The sequence below is a fragment of the Pseudovibrio sp. Ad46 genome, assembly GCF_001623065.1.
In the GTDB taxonomy this organism is placed as follows: domain Bacteria; phylum Pseudomonadota; class Alphaproteobacteria; order Rhizobiales; family Stappiaceae; genus Pseudovibrio.
On the sequence record NZ_LMCG01000001.1, the window covers coordinates 1 to 18,156 of the forward strand.

The window sequence follows — 18,156 nt, forward strand, 5'->3', positions numbered from 1 at the left end:
CTTTGGTGTTCTGAAAAACGTAAACTAAGTCAGCTATTCCGTAACAGCGTCTTGTTACCAAGACACTCGCGAATAACCGCCGTCCACGTTTCTCTTTCTTCTTCCGTATTCAATTGTCAATGAACAGAGACTTTCGCCTCAATATCCAGACTTACAAGACCTCTTAAAAACCCCGTAAATCCTTCTGTTTTTGTGCCTCCAGAACCGCGCCTCAGTGGCCCGCCCCGGTGGCGTGAAGCGGGTTATAGGGATATGAGCTGACCCTGTCAACGAGCCTTGAGAGAAAACTTCAAAATTTTCACAGGACTGGGGAAACTTTTTCAATAATCGCAAACCCTGTATTTATATGGTGCTTAAAATCGTGGTTTGCCAGCCAAATTCATTATTTTCTCGCCAATTCCATTTTTTCTATAATTTTTCATAGTATCAGGGACAAAATCCAGCCGTATTTGTCTTTCATCAGTTGTCCCTATCTTCAGCATTGTCTATCAATCGTAAACACGTAATGCAGAACTCTGCTGCAGATGGCATCTCTGCCGATTTGGGGAAAGATAAGTAGCTCGATGAATTCTGGTAGGTTCCATACTAATGGAAGGCCTTCCGTCAATCTTGGCAATGAACCTGCTTTGATGGTGGACAGCCTTGCAAGTTCGTCTGACCAGCCTGCACGGCTTAATGGCCGTTGGTTGATCGGGACGATCCTGACCGGCATGACCTCCATTGTATTAATGGGTGGTGCCTTGATGGCTGCGCTTGATGGCCAGTACACCTATAAGACAGCGAAAGCCCCCGCGAGCACTTCAACAGACCTGACACCACAGCGTAATTCCAGCGGAAAAGGCGACCGCCTGAGCTCCGCAACCGACGGCTTCTCCAATCGGCAGATCATTGAAGTAAATACAGTGACCCGCAGCGATGGCCGTGACCACGTAAAAGCCAAGCCATATGCGCTCGTTAGCGCAAGCCTTGAGAATATCAAGAAACAGGAAACAGCTGCAGACATTCCGCCATTCGACCCGATCACTATGTATCAGGGAGAACAGGTTGCTCCATTACAGGTCGCCAGTGATGCAATCTACGGTGCCGACATTGAAGGCGAAGTCTCCATTTCTCAGCGCGACTTCCCACTGGAAGCTATGAGTATGGTCGCTCTTCCCGATCATAAAGAAGAGGCCGTTCAGGAGCAGGTCAAAAAAGCAGCGATGTTCATGCTGGATAATTCCACTGACATTGCGGCTGTGCCGAGCCTCGAAGACTTCAACGCAGGCTTTGCTCCACTTTCAGAACAGTCATTTGAAAACATCGAAGTCCGCATTACAGAAGAAAACGTTTCCTTCCAGCCCAAGTCCCGTAAAATCTCCCAGGCCAATCAGATCGAAGAACGCATAGTTCCAATCCTGACCCAGACTGACTTTATTGACATTCTGCTGGATGGTGAGGCTTCTGAGAAAGAAGCGGAAGGCTACATCAAAGCATTTACCGAAAACTTTGGCATCGACACAATCAAAGCTGGTCAGATCTTCCGCCTGTCCCTCAACACGGACGAGATCGAAGAGGACGACGGAATTCTTGTACGTGTCAGCATCTATGAAGATCAACGTCATGTAGGGACCATCGCACCAAACGATGAAGGCGAGTTTGTCGTTGCACCTGAGCCGTCCACACAGATGGCCGCAGACGCGTTTGCATCACAGCAGCAAAACTCCGTTGGCCCTCGCGCCACCTATTATGACTCGATCTACCAGACTGGTCTTGATAACGACGTCCCAACATCCCTCATCAAAGAACTCGTTCGCATCTATTCTTATAGCGTTGACTTCAACGCCTCCGTAAAAAGCGGTGATGAGATGAGCGTCTTCTATGGCCTTGATGCAGACCAGACCACTGGCACCTCTGAAATTCTTTATACATCCATCACCGTAAATGGTCGCTCACATCGTTTCTACCGTTTCCGCACACCGGACGATGGTGTCGTCGACTATTATGATGAGAACGGTCAAAGCGCAAAGCAGTTCCTGCTCCGTAAACCAATCGCAGCTGGCCGCTTTACATCTGGCTTCGGCATGCGCCGACATCCGGTTTTGAAAACCCGCCGTTTGCACACCGGCACGGACTGGGCCGCTCCTCGCGGCACCGCAATCTTTGCAGCTGGCGATGGGGTGATCCAAAAAGCCGCTTGGTCAGGCGGTTACGGAAAACGCGTCGAGATCAAACACGCCAACGGCTATGTCACCACATATAACCACATGACCCGCTTTGGCTCAGGCATTCAAAAAGGCCAGAAAATCAGACAGGGTTCCGTTATTGGGTATGTTGGGACCACCGGTCTTTCAACGGGTAACCACCTCCATTACGAAGTGAAAGTGAATGGTCGCTTCGTGAACTCCCTGAAGATCAAGGTACCGCAAGGCCGCATCCTTGAAGCTAAGGTTCTTGAGAACTTCAAGCGCGAACGCGACCGCATTAATGCTCTGATGGAAACAGGCCGTCCAAGCCAGCGCGTCGCTTCACTACGGAACTGACCTCAGTTCATCAAAGGGATCTCACAATTAAAGAGCAAATAGCGTCAAACTACTTGCTCTTTATGATAGCGCTTGCGCATCAGGATCACGAAAAACCAAAGATAAATACCAGTCTCCAACGCACGTTGCATGAGACCACTGAAAGCGGTTTCCATAGATAGACTGAAGAGCATCACCAGCAAGATCAGCCCAGGCGCCACCCAAAACGATCGTTCAGCTTTGGCATGAGACAACAAACACAATCCCACAACAGCGCAGAAATAGGCCAGAAAGCCAGCAGCCGTATGCATGAGTTGGCTGCGTGTCGGATCATCCATGCTGCATTCAAAATCACACGGAAAGAACGCAGCAACAGCGATAAGCAGCGGATAGCCTGCAAAAATCATCAAGCCAACACGCTCTGCACGATTGCGCATCAGATAAGCAAAGCAGATCACGAGGCATGGCAGCAGTAGCAGCTCCACAACCGCAAAACCCCAATAATTCACGGCAGGCCCAAACGGAGCGCCGGTTGCTCCAAGAGCGCTCATGAACTGTGATATATGATCGTAATCTGGATAAAACTGCCCGCCAATGACAACAGTCGCGGCAAGCCAGAGATAACTGACAACCACAAGCGATATTGCAATATCAACGTGTCTCATACCCGATGCCCTGCCCCCTAACGAACACTCAAGTTTTAGTCAGCATGACTAGACACTAAAAGCACACATTCGAACAGTCGCTTTATGTTTCAGGGTATGTCCACAAGGCACAAAAAAGGGCCGGAAGATCCGGCCCTCTTCTTTAACTCATGATCCAACCTGTCAGGTCGTTTCAAAAAGCAGTCTGTCCGTTCCCGCAGAGACCCGGATGGCCTGACCGTCAGAGATTGATCCAGCCAACAGCATTTCTGCCAATGGATCCTGCACTTGTTTCTGAATAACGCGCTTCAACGGTCGTGCACCATAAGCCGGGTCATACCCCTTCTCGGCAAGCCAGCCCATAGCACCATCATCCAGCTCAAGCTCCATCTTCCGATCGTCCAGCAACTTCTGCAAACGGGCTAGCTGAATTTCGACGATCCGAGACATCTGAGTCCGCTGCAAGCGATGGAAAAGGATAATCTCATCCAAACGGTTCACGAACTCAGGACGGAAGTGCGCTTTCACCGCATCCATCACCGGCCCGCGAACAGCATCAGCATCTTCACCTTCGCCCTGGGAAGCCAAAAATTCTGAACCAAGGTTCGACGTCATGATGATCAGCGTATTGCGGAAGTCCACAGTCCGGCCCTGCCCGTCCGTCAGACGGCCATCATCCAGCACTTGAAGCAGAACGTTGAACACATCGCCATGAGCTTTTTCAACCTCGTCAAACAGCACAACCTGATAAGGCCGACGGCGCACTGCTTCTGTCAGAACGCCGCCTTCTTCATAACCAACATAACCCGGAGGCGCGCCGATCAGACGAGCAACACTGTGCTTTTCCATGAACTCAGACATGTCCACGCGCACCATGGCTGTCTCATCATCAAAGAGATAGCTGGCGAGCGCTTTGGTCAGCTCTGTTTTACCAACGCCAGTTGGGCCGAGGAACATGAACGAACCGATTGGCCTGTTCGGATCCTGCAACCCGGCACGAGACCGGCGCACAGCAGTAGACACAGCATGAACAGCTTCCTGCTGCCCAACAACACGCTTGGCCAGCTCATCTTCCATACGAAGCAGCTTTTCTCGTTCGCCTTCCAGCATCTTGTCGACGGGAATCCCAGTCCAGCGAGACACAATCTGAGCAATACTCTCACTGCTCACGGTCTCATTGAGCATGGTGTTATCGACATCTTCCGCTGTCTGGGCATTCAAGAGCTTCTTTTCCAGATCAGGAATAACGCCGTAAGCCAACTCACCCGCTTTAGCCAGATTACCGATACGCTGCGCCTGCTCCAACTCGGTGCGTGCTTCATCCAGCTGCTCTTTTATTTTCTGCTCGCCGCTCAGCTTATCTTTTTCAGATTGCCAGCGTTGTGTCAGTGCATTGGATTCTTCTTCCAGATCAACCAGCTCTTTCTCAAGGCGCTGAAGCCGATCCTTCGTGGCGTCATCATCCTCTTTCTTGAGCGCTTCCCGCTCAATCTTCAGCTGAATGATACGGCGGTCCAACTCATCCAGTTCTTCCGGCTTGGAATCCACCTGCATGCGCAAGCGGCTGGCGGCTTCATCAACAAGGTCAATCGCCTTATCCGGCAGGAAGCGGTCTGTAATGTAACGGTTCGACAGCGTGGCCGCAGAAACAATCGCACTATCTGAAATGCGTACACCATGGTGAAGCTCATACTTCTCCTTGATGCCACGCAGAATAGAAATCGTATCTTCAACCGTTGGCTCACTTACAAACACAGGTTGGAAACGACGGGCCAGCGCCGCATCTTTCTCAACGTGCTTGCGGTATTCATCAAGCGTGGTCGCACCGACGCAGTGCAACTCACCACGCGCCAGCGCAGGCTTGAGAAGATTGGAAGCGTCCATCGCTCCATCTGCTTTCCCAGCCCCAACCAGCGTATGCATTTCATCAATAAAGAGGATCACGCCACCAGCAGCAGCTTGCACCTCATTCAAAACACCCTTCAGGCGTTCTTCAAATTCACCACGATATTTCGCACCAGCGATCAGTGCGCCCATATCCAGCGCAAGCAGTTCCTTGTCTTTCAGGCTCTCCGGCACATCACCATTGACAATGCGCAGCGCAAGGCCTTCAGCAATTGCGGTTTTACCAACGCCTGGCTCACCAATCAGAACCGGGTTATTCTTGGTACGGCGGGAGAGAACCTGAATGGCACGGCGAATTTCCTCATCACGGCCAATCACAGGATCGAGCTTACCGTCGCGGGCAGCTTCAGTCAGATCCTGAGCAAACTTCTTCAGGGCGTCATATTGGTTTTCAGCGGATGCGGAATCCGCAGTACGGCCCTTACGCACTTCGTTGATAGCCTCGTTCAGTGCGTTTGGCGTGACACCACCTTGAGCGAGAGCCTTACCTGCCTTGCTGTCTTTATCCATAGCAAGCGCAAGCAGCAGCCGCTCAACGGTGACATAACTGTCGCCTGCTTTTTCTGCAATTTTCTGGGCTTGTTCAAAAAGACGAGCGGTTTCAGGCGCTAGGTACAGCTGCCCATTGCCGCCACTCACTTTAGGAAGCGCAGCCAGATCGGTCTCAATCTGTAGACGGACATCCTGCACACGTCCTCCGGCTCGCTCAATTAGACCAGCAGACATGCCCTCGCTGTCATCCAGCAAGACCTTTAAAATATGTGCGGGAGTAAACTGTTGATGCCCTTGTCCCAGAGCGTATGTTTGCGCAGACTGAATGAACCCACGCGCACGGTCGGTGTATTTCTCAAAGTCCATATATAACTCCTATGTGCCGTGTCACCCGAAGCATGACGAAGCATTTTGGGAGGATCCGAGCCTCATAAAGAGCACCCGAAGCAGGAGACTTCCCCCTGCACTCTTCATATAGTAGTTCAAACTGCCGACAAAAGAGGGTCCTCGCAAGATCTTGCCACAATCCTTTGTTCCTCATAGTTTCGAATAGCTTAAACAACGGAATTTAATATGACTTTTTCGCCTGCGCATATCACCGCACTCGCAACACATCCAGTTAAAGGCTTAACGGCTCATCCACTTCAGACCACCACAGTAGAAGCCGGAGCTGTCTTCCCGCTGGATCGTGCCTATGCGATTGAAAATGGTCCATGCGGTTTCGATCCAGCAGCCCCTCAGCACATTTCAAAGAGCAAGTTTCTAGTGCTGGTTCGTTATGAAGACGTGGCGCAGGTCAAATGCACATACGATCTGGAAAACAAAAGCATCACTCTGTCCAAGCCAGAGAGTGAAGACATCACGTTACCGCTGGAAACAGCTGAAGGACAGGATGCACTCGCAGCCTACTTCACAGCACACATGGGTGAGAAAGCCGCTGGCCCGCTCAAAGTCCGCCACGCAGACGACCATGCTTTCACGGATACTGCTGAGAATTTCGTACATGTCGTGAATCTCGCCAGCGTGAAAGCGCTTTCTGAGACTTTGGGCGTGGAGATTGATCCAAGACGCTTTCGCGCAAACATCTATGTTGAAGGCTTGGCAGCCTATGAGGAGTTTGACTGGGCCGACAAGAAAATCCGGTCCAGCTCAGGCGTAGAGTTCAAATTCGCGAAACGCACCCGCCGCTGTGCTGCCGTAGATGTAAATCCAGTCACAGCCGAGCGCGACACCAACATCAACAAGGCGCTTCATGGCTCACTGGGGCATATGGATGTTGGTATTTATCTTGAAGTGCTCAACAACGGCACACTTTCCGTCGGCGACACACTCATCATTGAGTAAGCCAGCACCCACAACGAACTATTTGCCAGTCAGCAAAAAGAAAACCCCGCCTTTTGAGCGGGGTTTTTCATAGATCTCCGGCAAACCAGTGAGCCAGCAAGCACATCATCAGACGTGCTTAGCTTTCACCGTCTCCGGTTGTTTCCAAAGCCGCAGGTGCTGGTGCAGATGCAGGTGTATCCTCAGCAGGAACACGAGCTGTACGGGTACGCTGTGAACGAGCTGCACGAGGTGTGCGAGCACGAGGCGTACGACGTGGCTTCGTAGAAGCTGCATCATCTTCACCACCCTCTGGTGCCTCAGCTGGCGCTGCTGCACTTGCGGAGGATGAGGAAGGCGTACGACGAACACCACGACCACGAGTGCCACGAACACGACGGCGTGCTTTGCCATCATCTTCGTCAGCTGGTGCAGATGCGTCTCCCGAAGCCTCTGCATTCTCGTCAGCCGCTGGAGCTGTTTCGATAAACGGCTGAGGCGTATCCAGACCGATCACAGGCTGAGGGGTTGCAACCGCAACCTCTTGCTCTTCAGTCGCTGCCACAGCGTTTGGTGTTTCAACAGCAGCAGGTGCAGCTTCATCTTCTGTACGCGCAGAAGGAGCAGCAGTCTGTGTGCTTTGGGGTTGAGCCGCAGCGACGATGCGCTGGTAATGCTCTGCATGCTGATAGTAGTTCTCGGAGGTTACACGGTCCCCGGAGGCCTGAGCATCACGCGCAAGTTGCTGGTACTTTTCAGCAACATGCAATGCGGTACCTCGGATCTTAACGTCCGGTCCATTTGACTCAAAAGTACGTGTCAATGGATTTGGAGCTTTACGCCCCCGTCCACGCATGCGCTTGTTATTCTGATTTCCTGGTCTCATTCTGCCGTTAACTTTCCGGAATAGCAATCGAACCTAACTGTGAGGTTCATGGGAGTAAGATCTCCCGGATTCCAAATGCCGTTAATAAGCCTGCGTGTTGATGAGCACAAAGGCTATCAACATCGAAATGCAATCGCATTCGATCGTATAACTGCTTCAATGCGATATCCGACATCTGATCGCAGCAATACAAATGCATTGCTCTCTCAGTTCAACGATACGAGGGGTTGCTCAACTATCTGCTTTGAAACTATCAACCGACGTCTCTGCCAGGCTCGTCTCACAGTCAGTGAGTGCCCATCCCCATCGTTTTCAGCTTTTAGCTGGTATCGCTTGTCGGCGAGATGAAACTATCTCGTTCCGACGTATTTTCCAAGGGCTTTTTTCCAGATAATTGAATTCTTCGCCAATCATGGAAAAACTACAACAATCACCCTTGGTTGACCGGCCAGATCATGTTCACAACAAGCCTCCAATCCTACGAGTTCCCTCGCAAGAGTTGAAAGTTCATCGGCTTGATCAAACCCGATCTCCATAAGAAGTCCACTATTTCTCTTAAGAACTCGTTTAGCGTTGCCTATCAATTCTTTATAGGCAGTAAGACCATCCACTCCACCATCAAGCGCCAGCATAGGGTCATGCTGCTTAACTTCATGGCTTAGTCCTTCAATTACAGAGCTGCGAATGTACGGCGGGTTACTCACAATAAAATCAAAAGATCCGCTCAGTGTATCCAGATAAGAACCGCGAACAGGGATAAATCGGTCAAGAACCTTGTTGTTTGCTGCGTTTTGTCGCGCAGTCTCCAAAGCCTCTTCACTGATATCAACAGCAAGACAGATTGCATTGGGCAATTCAGTCAGGAGTGCAATCGCAACCGCTCCTGTGCCAGTTCCAATATCTGCAAAAACCCATTCTTTTTCCAAGCCGCCATGGGCCTGACAAAACGCAATCGCAGTTTCAACCAGCGTTTCTGTGTCCGGTCGCGGCTCCAATGTTGCCGAAGATAACGAAAACTCCAGCCCCCAAAACTCCCGCTTACCCAGAACACGTCCCACTGGCTTTCCAGCAAGGCGTTCTTCCACATATCGGGAAACAACCGCCAATGTCTCTGGCTTGATCACCTGATCATACTGAAGGATCAAGTTTCTCGGCTCAATTTCAAGGGCTTCTGCAACAAGGACACGTGCATCCAAATCTGCGTCAGCCAGATCTGCATCACGAAACAGGCTCCGCACCGCTAGGTACAAAGCCTGCACATTTTTGAGGTCGAAGTTATCGAAGAGGCCGGACATTAAAGTCCTTCATCGGCGAGCAAGTTCGCTTGATGGTCCATAATCAGAGCATCAATCACTTCACCCGTAGCTTCGCCTGCAATCATCTGGTCAAGCTTATACAGCGTCAAACCAATACGGTGATCAGTCACACGACCCTGAGGGAAGTTGTAGGTACGGATACGCTCAGAACGATCACCGGAACCAACCTGAACACGGCGGGCCTCGGTCCGTTCATTCGCAGCACGCTCACGCTCCACATCGTAGATCTTCGCCCGCAGCAACTTCATCGCGCGGTCTTTGTTCTTATGCTGAGAGCGCTCATCCTGCACGGCAACCACAATCCCGGTTGGATTGTGCACAATACGAACAGCGGAGTCAGTCGTGTTTACGTGCTGACCACCTGCACCTGATGCACGGTATGTATCGATGCGCAAATCAGCAGGGTTGATCTCAACGTCCACTTCTTCAGCCTGCGGAAGAACCGCAACGGTCGCTGCGGACGTGTGAATACGGCCACCGGATTCAGTCTCAGGCACACGCTGCACACGGTGAACACCGGACTCAAACTTCAGCTTACCAAACACTTCCTGACCAGTTACAGCCGCCACGATTTCTTTGAAACCGCCCATGTCCCCTTCAGAAGAGGACATTACTTCAACTTTCCAGCCATTATTGTCTGCAAAGCGCTGATACATACGGAAGAGATCACCAGCAAACAGCGCAGCCTCGTCACCACCTGTACCGGCACGCACTTCAAGAATAACGTCGTGAGAATCCGCTTTGTCTTTTGGTAAAAGCCCAATGCGAACTTGCTGGGTCAGCTCTTCGACAACGCCTGTCAGCTCATCACGCTCAAGCTGCGCAAGTTCTTTCATCTCCGCATCGCTTTCAGGGTCTGCCAACAGTGCTTCCGCACCTTCCAGATCACCCTCGGCTTTGCGAAGTTCACGAATGGACTTCACAATTGGATCGAGTTCCGCATAGTCCCTTGAAAGCTTGATATAAACATCCGGTGCAGGACCAGATGCCATCTCGGCCTCAATACCTTCAAAGCGTGCTAGCAGTGTGTCTAGTTTTTCTGGTGCCAGCATTTCGCGGCAACTCCTCAAGCGTTAGTCAGCTAATCTAAAAGCGCGACAGCCTCTCGGGTCTGCGGCAATCGAAATATACGCTGCTTATACCGGAATATTATTTTCGGATGCAAAGTTCGCCAGGAACTCGCGAATGTCGTCCGTCCCTTTACCCGCTTCCAATTGTTTCAGCAACTCTTCTGAAAGTGCTGATAGATCCAAAGAGCGCAACATCGCCTTAACAGGGCCAATAGAAGCCGGAGACATAGAGAGATTTCTATATCCGATCGCCAGCAAAGCCATCGCAGCAAGGGGTTGGCCGCCAAGCTCACCGCAAAGGGTGACGGGCGTATCCATCTTATCGCCAATAACAACGATCTTACGCAATGCGCGTAGGAAGCTAGGAGACAGAGCTTCAAACCGCTCCGCAACCAGCGTGTTGCCTCGATCAACCGCATAGAAGAACTGGAACAGATCGTTGGAGCCAACAGAGACGAAATCCACTTCCTTGTAGATCTCTTCAAGCTGGTAAAGCAGCGCCGGAACTTCCAGCATAACACCAAGTTTCAGCTCTTTAGGCGTATCATGACCGTGCTGGCGCAGATGCTTTAGTTCGCGCTCAACATAATCCTTCGCCTGCTGAAATTCAGAAACATCTGCCACCATCGGGAACATGATGCGCAAGGAGCGCCCTGCCCCTGCATGCAACATTGCTCTGATCTGAGTACGCAGCAAACCCGGACGATCAAGCCCAAAGCGGATCGCGCGCCAGCCCATGGCCGGGTTCTCTTCCTGTGCCAGACGCAAGTAAGGCAGAACTTTATCACCGCCAATATCCAGAGAGCGGAAGGTAACTGGCTTGTCACCAGCTGCATCCAGCACCTTGGAATACAGTGTGTGCTGTTCCTGCATTCTTGGGAAAGCAGAGGCCACCATAAATTGCAGTTCAGTACGGAAAAGCCCAACACCATCAGCGCCGGCGTCTTCCATACTTGGCAAATCAACCAGCAGACCAGCATTCAGCTGAAGCTTAACATCCACACCGTCTTTGGTAATGGTCGGTTCATCACGAAGTTGGCGATAAATTTCCTGACGCTTGGAACGTAGACGCACCTTGTCTGCAAAAGCTTGTTCAACATCATTGGCTGGACGAAGGAAGATCTGACCGATCTCACCATCCACAATGATGGCATCAGTCGCTTCCACCAGGGAAACAATGTCTTCAACCTGCCCAACTGTCGGAATGCCAAGCGCACGCGCAACAATGGTCACGTGACTTGTCGGGCCGCTTTCTTCCAGAACGAGGCCTCGAATACGATCCCGATCATAATCCAGCAGCTCAGCGGCGCCCATGTTACGCGCAATGATGATGGCGTCTTTCGGCAGATCATCTTCGCCGCTGTGGTTCTTGCCCATCAGCTCGCGAATGAGGCGGTGCGCCAGATCATCAAGATCATGCAAGCGCTCACGCAAATACGGATCTGTCTGCCGGAGCATCTGAGCACGTGTATCGCTCTGAACTTTCTCAACAGCAGCTTCAGCCGTCAAACCATTGCGGATCGCTTCATCAATCTTCCGGATCCAGCCGCGATCATAGGCAAACATCCGGTAAGCTTCCAGAACTTCACGGTGTTCACCGTGCTGGGAAAACTCACCACTTGCCAACATATGATCAAGCGACTGACGCAAGCGCGTGACAGATTCTTCGAGGCGCTTCTTTTCAGTGTCCGCATCCTCGGCAATCAAATTGGTGATAACCACACGAGGTTCATGCAGAACAACGTGACCAAGACCAATACCATCAGCAAGGGCGACGCCCTTCAGATGCATCGGACGGATCACATCAATCGTTGTGCCTTGCTGTGCAATTGCTTCCAACTCACCAGCTGCGACCATCTCCGCGATAACCATCGCGGTGGTCTGCAGGGCTTCCACTTCGTCTTCAAAGTAGGTCCGATGGTCTTTGTTCTGGACAACAAGCACGCCAAGCGTACGTCCCGCACGCAGGATCGGCACGCCAAGGAAGGAGTTGTAGTTCTCTTCGCCCGTCTCTGGACGATAGGCAAACGCCGGGTGCGCCTGCGCATTTGGTAGGTTCAGCGGTCTGGCATCAGAGGAAATCAAGCCAACAAGACCCTCACCAACCTTCAGAGAAGTATGGTGAACCGCGTCCTTATTAAGGCCCTCTGTTGCATACAGCTCAAGAACCCCATCCGCGCGCAAAATGTACACGGAACACACTTCCGCAACCACGTTTGCCGCGATCAGACGTACAATCTTGTCGAGCCGTTCCTGCGCATTAATCGGCTCCGCCATCACTTCACGAAGCTTACGGAGGAGTACGCGCGGTCCGGCCAAGCTGCTGCGCATGCTCCGCCCTACCTATAATTCTGCTGGCCTTTTTAACAGGCCACGTTGTGCCTTGGAAGCTGTCCAAGACACAACAATATTCTCGACAGTAGGAAACCTAGCCGTCAAGTCCGTATAGCGAATGGAGAGTACGAACCGCAAGTTCCGTATACGCGGAATCGATCAGAACAGAGATTTTAATCTCAGATGTCGTAATCGCGCGGATGTTAATCCCCTTCTCAGCCAGGCCTTCAAAACACTGGGCTGCAACACCGGCATGCGAACGCATACCCATGCCGATTACGGAAACTTTTACAACATCAGTCGCGCCTTCGATATTCTCGAAGCCAATTTCCTCGACGTTCTCCTCAATTACCTTGCGCGCACGCTCGTAATCGCTCTCTGGAACGGTAAAGGTGATGTCAGTCGTCTTCCCATCTGGTGAGATGTTCTGGACGATCATGTCTACGTTGATGTTGCCTTCAGCCAACGGGCCAAACACTCTGGACGCAATGCCAGGTTTGTCAGCAACGTTGCGGATAGAAATCTGTGCTTCGTCTTTTGAGTAAGCGATGCCAGTGACGACTTGTTGTTCCAAAATCTCGTCCTCGTCGCAAATAAGTGTACCTACAGGTGTTCCGTCAGCGCTAATCTGCGGGGCATCTGGATCATCAAAGCTGGAACGTACAAACGTACGAACGCCGTGAACCATCGCCATCTCAACAGAGCGGACCTGCAAAACCTTTGCACCAAGAGAAGCCATTTCAAGCATCTCTTCAAACGCAACACGTTCCAAACGGGTTGCCTTGGCCACCACACGCGGGTCAGTGGTATAAACACCGTCCACATCCGTGTAGATATCACAGCGGTCTGCCTGAATTGCAGCAGCAATTGCCACTGCACTGGTATCAGATCCACCACGTCCAAGCGTTGCAAGCCTGTTGTCCGGGGCGACGCCCTGGAAACCGGCACACACAGCAACCTGTCCACGCTCCAGGCGTTCAATGAGAGTTTGACCTTCAATACTCTCAATACGCGCTGCGCCATGGGCTTCGTTCGTACGGATAGGAATCTGCCATCCTTGCCAGGACCGCGCTTCCACACCCATATCTTGCAGCACAATCGCCAACAAGCCAGAAGTTACCTGCTCACCGGAGGCAACAACCGCATCATATTCACGCGCATCATGCAGCGCTGCAGCATCTCTTGTATAACCGACCAAGGTATTCGTCACGCCAGCCATAGCGGACACGACAACAGCAACCTGGTTGCCTGCTTCCACTTCACGCTTTACATGCCGCGCAACATTTCTAATACGCTCTAGGTCGGCAACGGAGGTGCCGCCAAACTTCATAACCAAACGGGCCATCGCTTCCCAAATTCCTCCGAGGGCCTTTGTGATGAACCGATCATCACTACAAACGGCGCTAATCCATACAACTAGCGCCCTTCTATCGCAACCAGCGGCTTGACAAAAACCACGATTAGACCCACCAGTACCGGGATGAAAGTGGAGAGTTGAGCTATGAGCACCGCGCAAAAACCAAGCAACGCCGCCAAAAACCCGGCACAAACCACAATCGACCCAGCGGAAGTTGCGCATTTCTCATCAATTGCATCGGAATGGTGGGATCCCACTGGAAAATTTCGCCCTCTCCACAAATTCAGCCCAGTTCGCATCTCCTATATTAAGGAGTATGCCTGTGACCACTTTGGTCGAGACGAGACATCCCCTAAGGCACTAGAAGGCCTACGGATTTTGGACATCGGCTGCGGTGGCGGCCTACTCGCTGAGCCAATGGCTCGCATGGGCGCAACCGTTGTCGGAGCAGATGCATCTGAAACCAACATCAAAGTCGCCACACTTCATGCACAGCAATCCGGCCTCAACATCGACTATCGCGCACAAACCGCTGAATCTCTGGTTGAGGCAGGCGAGCAATTCGACATCGTGCTCAACATGGAAGTCGTGGAGCATGTTGCCGACGTTCCACTGTTCATGAACTCCTGTGCAGATCTTGTGCGTCCCGGTGGAATGATGTTCGTTGCAACTATCAACAGAACTCTGAAAGCCTATGCCCTCGCGATTGTCGCAGCTGAACGCGTTCTCCGCTGGTTGCCGAAAGGCACCCACCAATATGAGAAGCTGGTTCGCCCGGAAGAACTGGAAGCACCCCTCAATGAATCCGGCATGAACATTTACGAGCGCTGCGGTGTGAGCTTCAATCCGCTGACAGACAGCTGGTCCAGAACAACCGATCTGAATGTAAACTACATGGTAATAGCTCGAAAGCCAGAGTAGCAGCTGGCATTCAATTACTAAGGAGAATGAAAATGCCAGAAACAGCACCTGCCGAAACTGTCGTTTTCATTCCCGGCCTTACCAGCACCGGCGCTTTATTTGGCCCTCAGATCAACTCTATGAAAGAGCGTCCAATCATCATTGCTGAAACCTGCGACATGGATTCCATTGAAGCCATGGCAAAGAGATTGCTGGAACATGCCCCGGAAAAATTCGCTCTCCTCGGCATGTCCATGGGTGGCTACATCGCTCTGGAGGTGATTCGATTGGCCCCTAATCGTGTCAGCCGTCTTGCCCTCATAAACACCAATGCCAGAGACGACACTGCGGCCCAGACGCAGCTTCGCCATACGCAGATGGAGATTGCGAGGAAGGGAGGCTTCCACAAAATCGCCTCCATGCAATACCCTCAACTTGTCCACCCTGCCCGCCACGACGACACAGCGCTTCGGCAAGTGGTTTTCGACATGGCTGCTGATATTGGCGCTGATAACTTCCTGAAGCAGCAAAATGCAATCATCAACCGCCGAGACCAAAGACCCGACCTTCCGGCAATCCAGTGCCCGACGATGATCGTCGCAGGCAAAGAAGACAGCTTACTACCGCTAGACAGATGCCGCGAAATGCATGATGCAATACCAAATAGCAAACTTCACATCATCCCGGATTGCGGCCATCTTTCTACTCTGGAACACCCGGTCCACACCAGCGAACTCATTCAGGACTGGCTGGATACGTAGCTACGCCTACAAATTTAACTAGTTCTTCAGAAAAAAGCCGCTGAAATCCCTTAGAATCCAGAATATCATTTTGCCAATATTAGCGCCTATAAACAAGAGGGTGTACGCGGCGTAAGTTACCGGCAAACGAGCTTCTTCCAAACTCCCTGATCGCTCGAAGAATATTGTCTCAAGACCTAGATCGCCGCCCGAGAACTTGATCAAAGTCCGGAGGAGACACGATGTTAAACATCGACAAAGAAATGAAAGAAGCAATGGACCGCTGGACCGTTGCGACAGATGGACTGCCTTGGCAAGGCTGGTTTTGGGCACAGGGCGGAGACCAACTTTCCAACACAGCGTTGGAGCACGCAATTTCCAACAACAAGTCCATGCTTGAGAACTATCAGGCAATCATGCACGCAAACATGTCCTTCTTTAACAAGCGCATGAAAGCCAACACAGATTTCGTTCAGGAGATCTGGGATTGTCCAACTGGCATTGAATTCTCAAAACTTGCCAGCGACTTCATGCAGGAAGCTTTTGAAGATTGCCGTCAGGAAGGCGCCCGCCAGATGAACCAGATGTCCTCTACAATGAAGGGCACGGTTTCCAAAACACAGAAGGCAACATCAGAAGCTTTGACGAGCATTGATGATTTGAAGGCAATGGCACAGGCCGCACCAACAAAAGTTCCGGCTAAACCTCGCCGTAGAGTGCCTCGCAAGTCAACAAGCACACGCAGCCGGGCAAAGAGCGCAGATAAGCCTTCCGCCCCCCGAGCCCCTGGCAGAAAAGACGTGTCAGCCTGATTGAGTAACAGAACAAAAAAGGCGCCCTGCTAAACGAGGCGCCTTTCGTTCTGCCATCATGACAGCATAAAAATTCAGTTGCGGTCTTCTGGCAGCACCGGCAGCGGCATCAGCTCAATACCCTCTTCCAAAAGCTCCTGAGCATCATCGGGAGTAGTTTCTCCATAAATCCCACGCTCTTCAGTTTCGCCGTAGTGGATCTTGCGTGCTTCCTCAGCAAACTTGTCGCCAACATACTCTGAGTTGCTCACAACCTGTTTGCGGAACTCTCGCAGAGCTTCCACCAGCTCCTTTGCTTTCTCAGGAACCTTCTGCAGATCAACAGCTGGAGTTGTCGTAGCAACAGATTGCTCAGAACTTGCTGGCGCAGTTCCACCGCCGGGCTTTGGTTCACTCGTGGCCTTTTCTGTAGCTTTTGCCTGAGCAGCAGCAACGGCCTGCGAAACCTGATGTTCAACCTGAGCCTTCTTCTGGCTTCTCGATGTAGAAACATTCGGCGCCATCAAGCGTTTATGGACCGATGCACTGTCACAAAACGGGCACGTGACCAGACCTAATTCTTTCTGCTTTTCGTAATCGCCAGAATTCCGGAACCATCCATCAAATTCATGCCCATCATCGCAGGCAAGTGAATAGTTAATCAACTGACCATCTCCCCATTGAGGGAAACAGTTGCTACGGAAAACTCACGCGCATTCTTGATGGCTGGAACACGCCGACGTGCTTCATCCACTTTAGCCATGTCAAGTTCACCCAACAAAACACCTGGTGCATCATGATCAAGTTCTGCGATCACTTGCCCCCAAGGGTCAACCATTAAGCTGTGACCATAGGTCTGACGATCATCTTCATGTGTTCCACCTTGCGCAGCAGTCACAACAAAGGCACCGTTTTCAATCGCCCGCGCGCGTTGCAGCACATGCCAATGCGCTTCACCTGTTTGCTTGGTGAAAGCAGCCGGACCAGTCAAAACCTGTGCGCCAGCCTTTGATTGCTCGCGGAACAACGCTGGTTGACGAATATCGTAGCAAATCGCCATTCCAAGCTTGGCCACACCAAGATCAATAACAGGAGACACATTGCCTGCACTGTAGCTTTCAGACTCGCGCCAGCTTTCTCCATTTGGCAAATCCACATCAAACATATGGATTTTGTCATAACGAGCGGTGATCTCTCCTTGAGGAGAAATCATAAAGCCGCGGTTGGCCAGCTTGTCACCTTCAAGCCGAATTGCCAGAGATCCGATATGGACCCAGATATTCAACTCATCAGCAAGCAAACCCAGTTGTTTCAAAAACGGATCATCATTTTCGAAACTGGAGGCAGCAAGCTGCGCTTTGCGGCTACGTTCCAGCACATTGGTCATCTCAGGCGTTTGCACATAAACCGCGCCTTCAGCAGCAGCTTCTCTTATCAACGCCTCACAGACATCAAGATTTTCGAGCGGGTTTCGTCCCGTTCTCATCTGGACACATGCAGCCACAAAACTTGTCATCAATTCTCACTTTCAAAGCGTAGTTTGCAATACGCCTCCTAAGCTTCTTTAAAGACCAACGCTCAGCAGACCATCAAGGTGTCCGCGGCGCTCCAATGCAAACAGGTCATCACAACCACCAATATGCTCAGATCCGATAAAGATCTGCGGGAATGTGTTTGCACCATTTGCTTTGGCAATCATTTCCTTACGGATCGTTGGATCTTCGCTGTAGTTAAATTCTTTATAATCAACACCCTTCTCATCAAGAAGTCTTTTTGCGCGAGCACAGAAACCGCACATATCACGGGTGTAGATAGTAACTTGAGCCATATTCTTGTCCTTTGGATACACAGCGAAGGCCAATAGAAATTCAGCCATCAAAACTGAAGTCTATATGGC

At 51.4% G+C, this 18,156-nt stretch carries 15 protein-coding genes; 5 read left to right on the plus strand and 10 right to left on the minus strand.

Annotated elements, in window-relative coordinates:
* Positions 1-563: 563 nt before the first annotated feature.
* Positions 564-2,522 (plus strand): M23 family metallopeptidase, encoded by a 1,959-nt coding sequence (locus tag PsAD46_RS00005; protein WP_063291194.1) that lies wholly within the window; start codon positions 564-566, stop codon positions 2,520-2,522.
* 44 nt (positions 2,523-2,566) lie between these two features.
* Here the strand turns inward: PsAD46_RS00005 and PsAD46_RS00010 are convergent, their stop codons facing one another.
* Complete coding sequence (locus PsAD46_RS00010; RefSeq protein WP_063305906.1) at positions 2,567-3,166, minus strand: DUF998 domain-containing protein; 600 nt, start codon at positions 3,164-3,166, stop codon at positions 2,567-2,569.
* Positions 3,167-3,328: 162 nt separating this feature from the next.
* Complete coding sequence (clpB, locus tag PsAD46_RS00015) at positions 3,329-5,908, minus strand: ATP-dependent chaperone ClpB (RefSeq protein ID WP_057463457.1); 2,580 nt, start codon at positions 5,906-5,908, stop codon at positions 3,329-3,331.
* Between the two features lie 207 nt (positions 5,909-6,115).
* Here clpB and PsAD46_RS00020 point away from each other — a divergent pair, with 207 nt between their 5' ends.
* Positions 6,116-6,886, plus strand: coding sequence for an MOSC domain-containing protein (locus tag PsAD46_RS00020; protein ID WP_063286036.1), 771 nt, complete (start codon positions 6,116-6,118; stop codon positions 6,884-6,886).
* Positions 6,887-7,004: 118 nt separating this feature from the next.
* Here the strand turns inward: PsAD46_RS00020 and PsAD46_RS00025 are convergent, their stop codons facing one another.
* The 5 genes from PsAD46_RS00025 to PsAD46_RS00045 all read right to left on the minus strand — a co-directional run bounded on the left by PsAD46_RS00025 (position 7,005) and on the right by PsAD46_RS00045 (position 13,816).
* Complete coding sequence (locus PsAD46_RS00025; RefSeq protein WP_208981585.1) at positions 7,005-7,751, minus strand: DUF4167 domain-containing protein; 747 nt, start codon at positions 7,749-7,751, stop codon at positions 7,005-7,007.
* A gap of 410 nt (positions 7,752-8,161) precedes the next feature.
* Entirely contained in the window at positions 8,162-9,046 is an 885-nt protein-coding gene (gene prmC, locus PsAD46_RS00030; RefSeq protein WP_063305907.1) for a peptide chain release factor N(5)-glutamine methyltransferase, read from the minus strand.
* Positions 9,046-10,119 (minus strand): peptide chain release factor 1, encoded by a 1,074-nt coding sequence (prfA, locus tag PsAD46_RS00035; protein WP_057463460.1) that lies wholly within the window; start codon positions 10,117-10,119, stop codon positions 9,046-9,048. The genes prmC and prfA overlap by 1 nt, the downstream gene beginning before the upstream one ends.
* An 84-nt stretch (positions 10,120-10,203) precedes the next feature.
* Positions 10,204-12,468, minus strand: a complete 2,265-nt coding sequence (gene ptsP, locus PsAD46_RS00040; RefSeq protein ID WP_063305908.1) for a phosphoenolpyruvate--protein phosphotransferase — start codon at positions 12,466-12,468, stop codon at positions 10,204-10,206.
* A 97-nt stretch (positions 12,469-12,565) separates the two neighbouring features.
* Positions 12,566-13,816, minus strand: a complete 1,251-nt coding sequence (locus PsAD46_RS00045; protein ID WP_057463461.1) for an aspartate kinase — start codon at positions 13,814-13,816, stop codon at positions 12,566-12,568.
* A gap of 156 nt (positions 13,817-13,972) precedes the next feature.
* On the opposite strand from PsAD46_RS00045, the gene ubiG reads away from it, so the two are divergent.
* From ubiG to PsAD46_RS00065, 3 genes are all read left to right on the plus strand, one after another.
* Complete coding sequence (ubiG, locus tag PsAD46_RS00050) at positions 13,973-14,749, plus strand: bifunctional 2-polyprenyl-6-hydroxyphenol methylase/3-demethylubiquinol 3-O-methyltransferase UbiG (protein WP_063305909.1); 777 nt, start codon at positions 13,973-13,975, stop codon at positions 14,747-14,749.
* Positions 14,750-14,781: 32 nt separating this feature from the next.
* On the plus strand, positions 14,782-15,489 hold the full coding sequence (locus tag PsAD46_RS00055; RefSeq protein ID WP_208981586.1) for an alpha/beta hydrolase: 708 nt from the start codon (positions 14,782-14,784) through the stop codon (positions 15,487-15,489).
* Positions 15,490-15,710: 221 nt separating this feature from the next.
* Positions 15,711-16,280 (plus strand): phasin family protein, encoded by a 570-nt coding sequence (locus PsAD46_RS00065; protein WP_057463465.1) that lies wholly within the window; start codon positions 15,711-15,713, stop codon positions 16,278-16,280.
* A gap of 74 nt (positions 16,281-16,354) precedes the next feature.
* On the opposite strand, the gene PsAD46_RS00070 is transcribed toward PsAD46_RS00065, so the two are convergent.
* The 3 genes from PsAD46_RS00070 to grxC are packed head-to-tail and all read right to left on the minus strand — an operon-like array spanning position 16,355 to position 18,087.
* Complete coding sequence (locus PsAD46_RS00070) at positions 16,355-16,924, minus strand: DUF1178 family protein (protein ID WP_057463466.1); 570 nt, start codon at positions 16,922-16,924, stop codon at positions 16,355-16,357.
* Complete coding sequence (locus PsAD46_RS00075) at positions 16,921-17,775, minus strand: carbon-nitrogen hydrolase family protein (protein WP_063291189.1); 855 nt, start codon at positions 17,773-17,775, stop codon at positions 16,921-16,923. The genes PsAD46_RS00070 and PsAD46_RS00075 overlap by 4 nt, the downstream gene beginning before the upstream one ends.
* 48 nt (positions 17,776-17,823) lie before the next feature.
* Positions 17,824-18,087 carry a glutaredoxin 3 gene (gene grxC / locus PsAD46_RS00080; protein WP_057463560.1) on the minus strand — a complete coding sequence of 88 codons (264 nt, stop codon included), beginning with the start codon at positions 18,085-18,087 and terminating at the stop codon, positions 17,824-17,826.
* Positions 18,088-18,156: the final 69 nt, after the last annotated feature.

Excerpts from the sequence above, each read along its gene's own strand:
- PsAD46_RS00005 (WP_063291194.1), top strand. The coding sequence starts at position 564 with ATGAATTCTGGTAGGTTCCATACTAATGGAAGGCCTTCCGTCAATCTT.
- PsAD46_RS00010 (WP_063305906.1), bottom strand. The coding sequence starts at position 3,166 with ATGAGACACGTTGATATTGCAATATCGCTTGTGGTTGTCAGTTATCTC.
- clpB (WP_057463457.1), bottom strand. The coding sequence starts at position 5,908 with ATGGACTTTGAGAAATACACCGACCGTGCGCGTGGGTTCATTCAGTCT.
- PsAD46_RS00020 (WP_063286036.1), top strand. The coding sequence starts at position 6,116 with ATGACTTTTTCGCCTGCGCATATCACCGCACTCGCAACACATCCAGTT.
- PsAD46_RS00025 (WP_208981585.1), bottom strand. The coding sequence starts at position 7,751 with ATGAGACCAGGAAATCAGAATAACAAGCGCATGCGTGGACGGGGGCGT.
- prmC (WP_063305907.1), bottom strand. The coding sequence starts at position 9,046 with ATGTCCGGCCTCTTCGATAACTTCGACCTCAAAAATGTGCAGGCTTTG.
- prfA (WP_057463460.1), bottom strand. The coding sequence starts at position 10,119 with ATGCTGGCACCAGAAAAACTAGACACACTGCTAGCACGCTTTGAAGGT.
- ptsP (WP_063305908.1), bottom strand. The coding sequence starts at position 12,468 with ATGCGCAGCAGCTTGGCCGGACCGCGCGTACTCCTCCGTAAGCTTCGT.
- PsAD46_RS00045 (WP_057463461.1), bottom strand. The coding sequence starts at position 13,816 with ATGGCCCGTTTGGTTATGAAGTTTGGCGGCACCTCCGTTGCCGACCTA.
- ubiG (WP_063305909.1), top strand. The coding sequence starts at position 13,973 with ATGAGCACCGCGCAAAAACCAAGCAACGCCGCCAAAAACCCGGCACAA.
- PsAD46_RS00055 (WP_208981586.1), top strand. The coding sequence starts at position 14,782 with ATGCCAGAAACAGCACCTGCCGAAACTGTCGTTTTCATTCCCGGCCTT.
- PsAD46_RS00065 (WP_057463465.1), top strand. The coding sequence starts at position 15,711 with ATGTTAAACATCGACAAAGAAATGAAAGAAGCAATGGACCGCTGGACC.
- PsAD46_RS00075 (WP_063291189.1), bottom strand. The coding sequence starts at position 17,775 with ATGACAAGTTTTGTGGCTGCATGTGTCCAGATGAGAACGGGACGAAAC.
- grxC (WP_057463560.1), bottom strand. The coding sequence starts at position 18,087 with ATGGCTCAAGTTACTATCTACACCCGTGATATGTGCGGTTTCTGTGCT.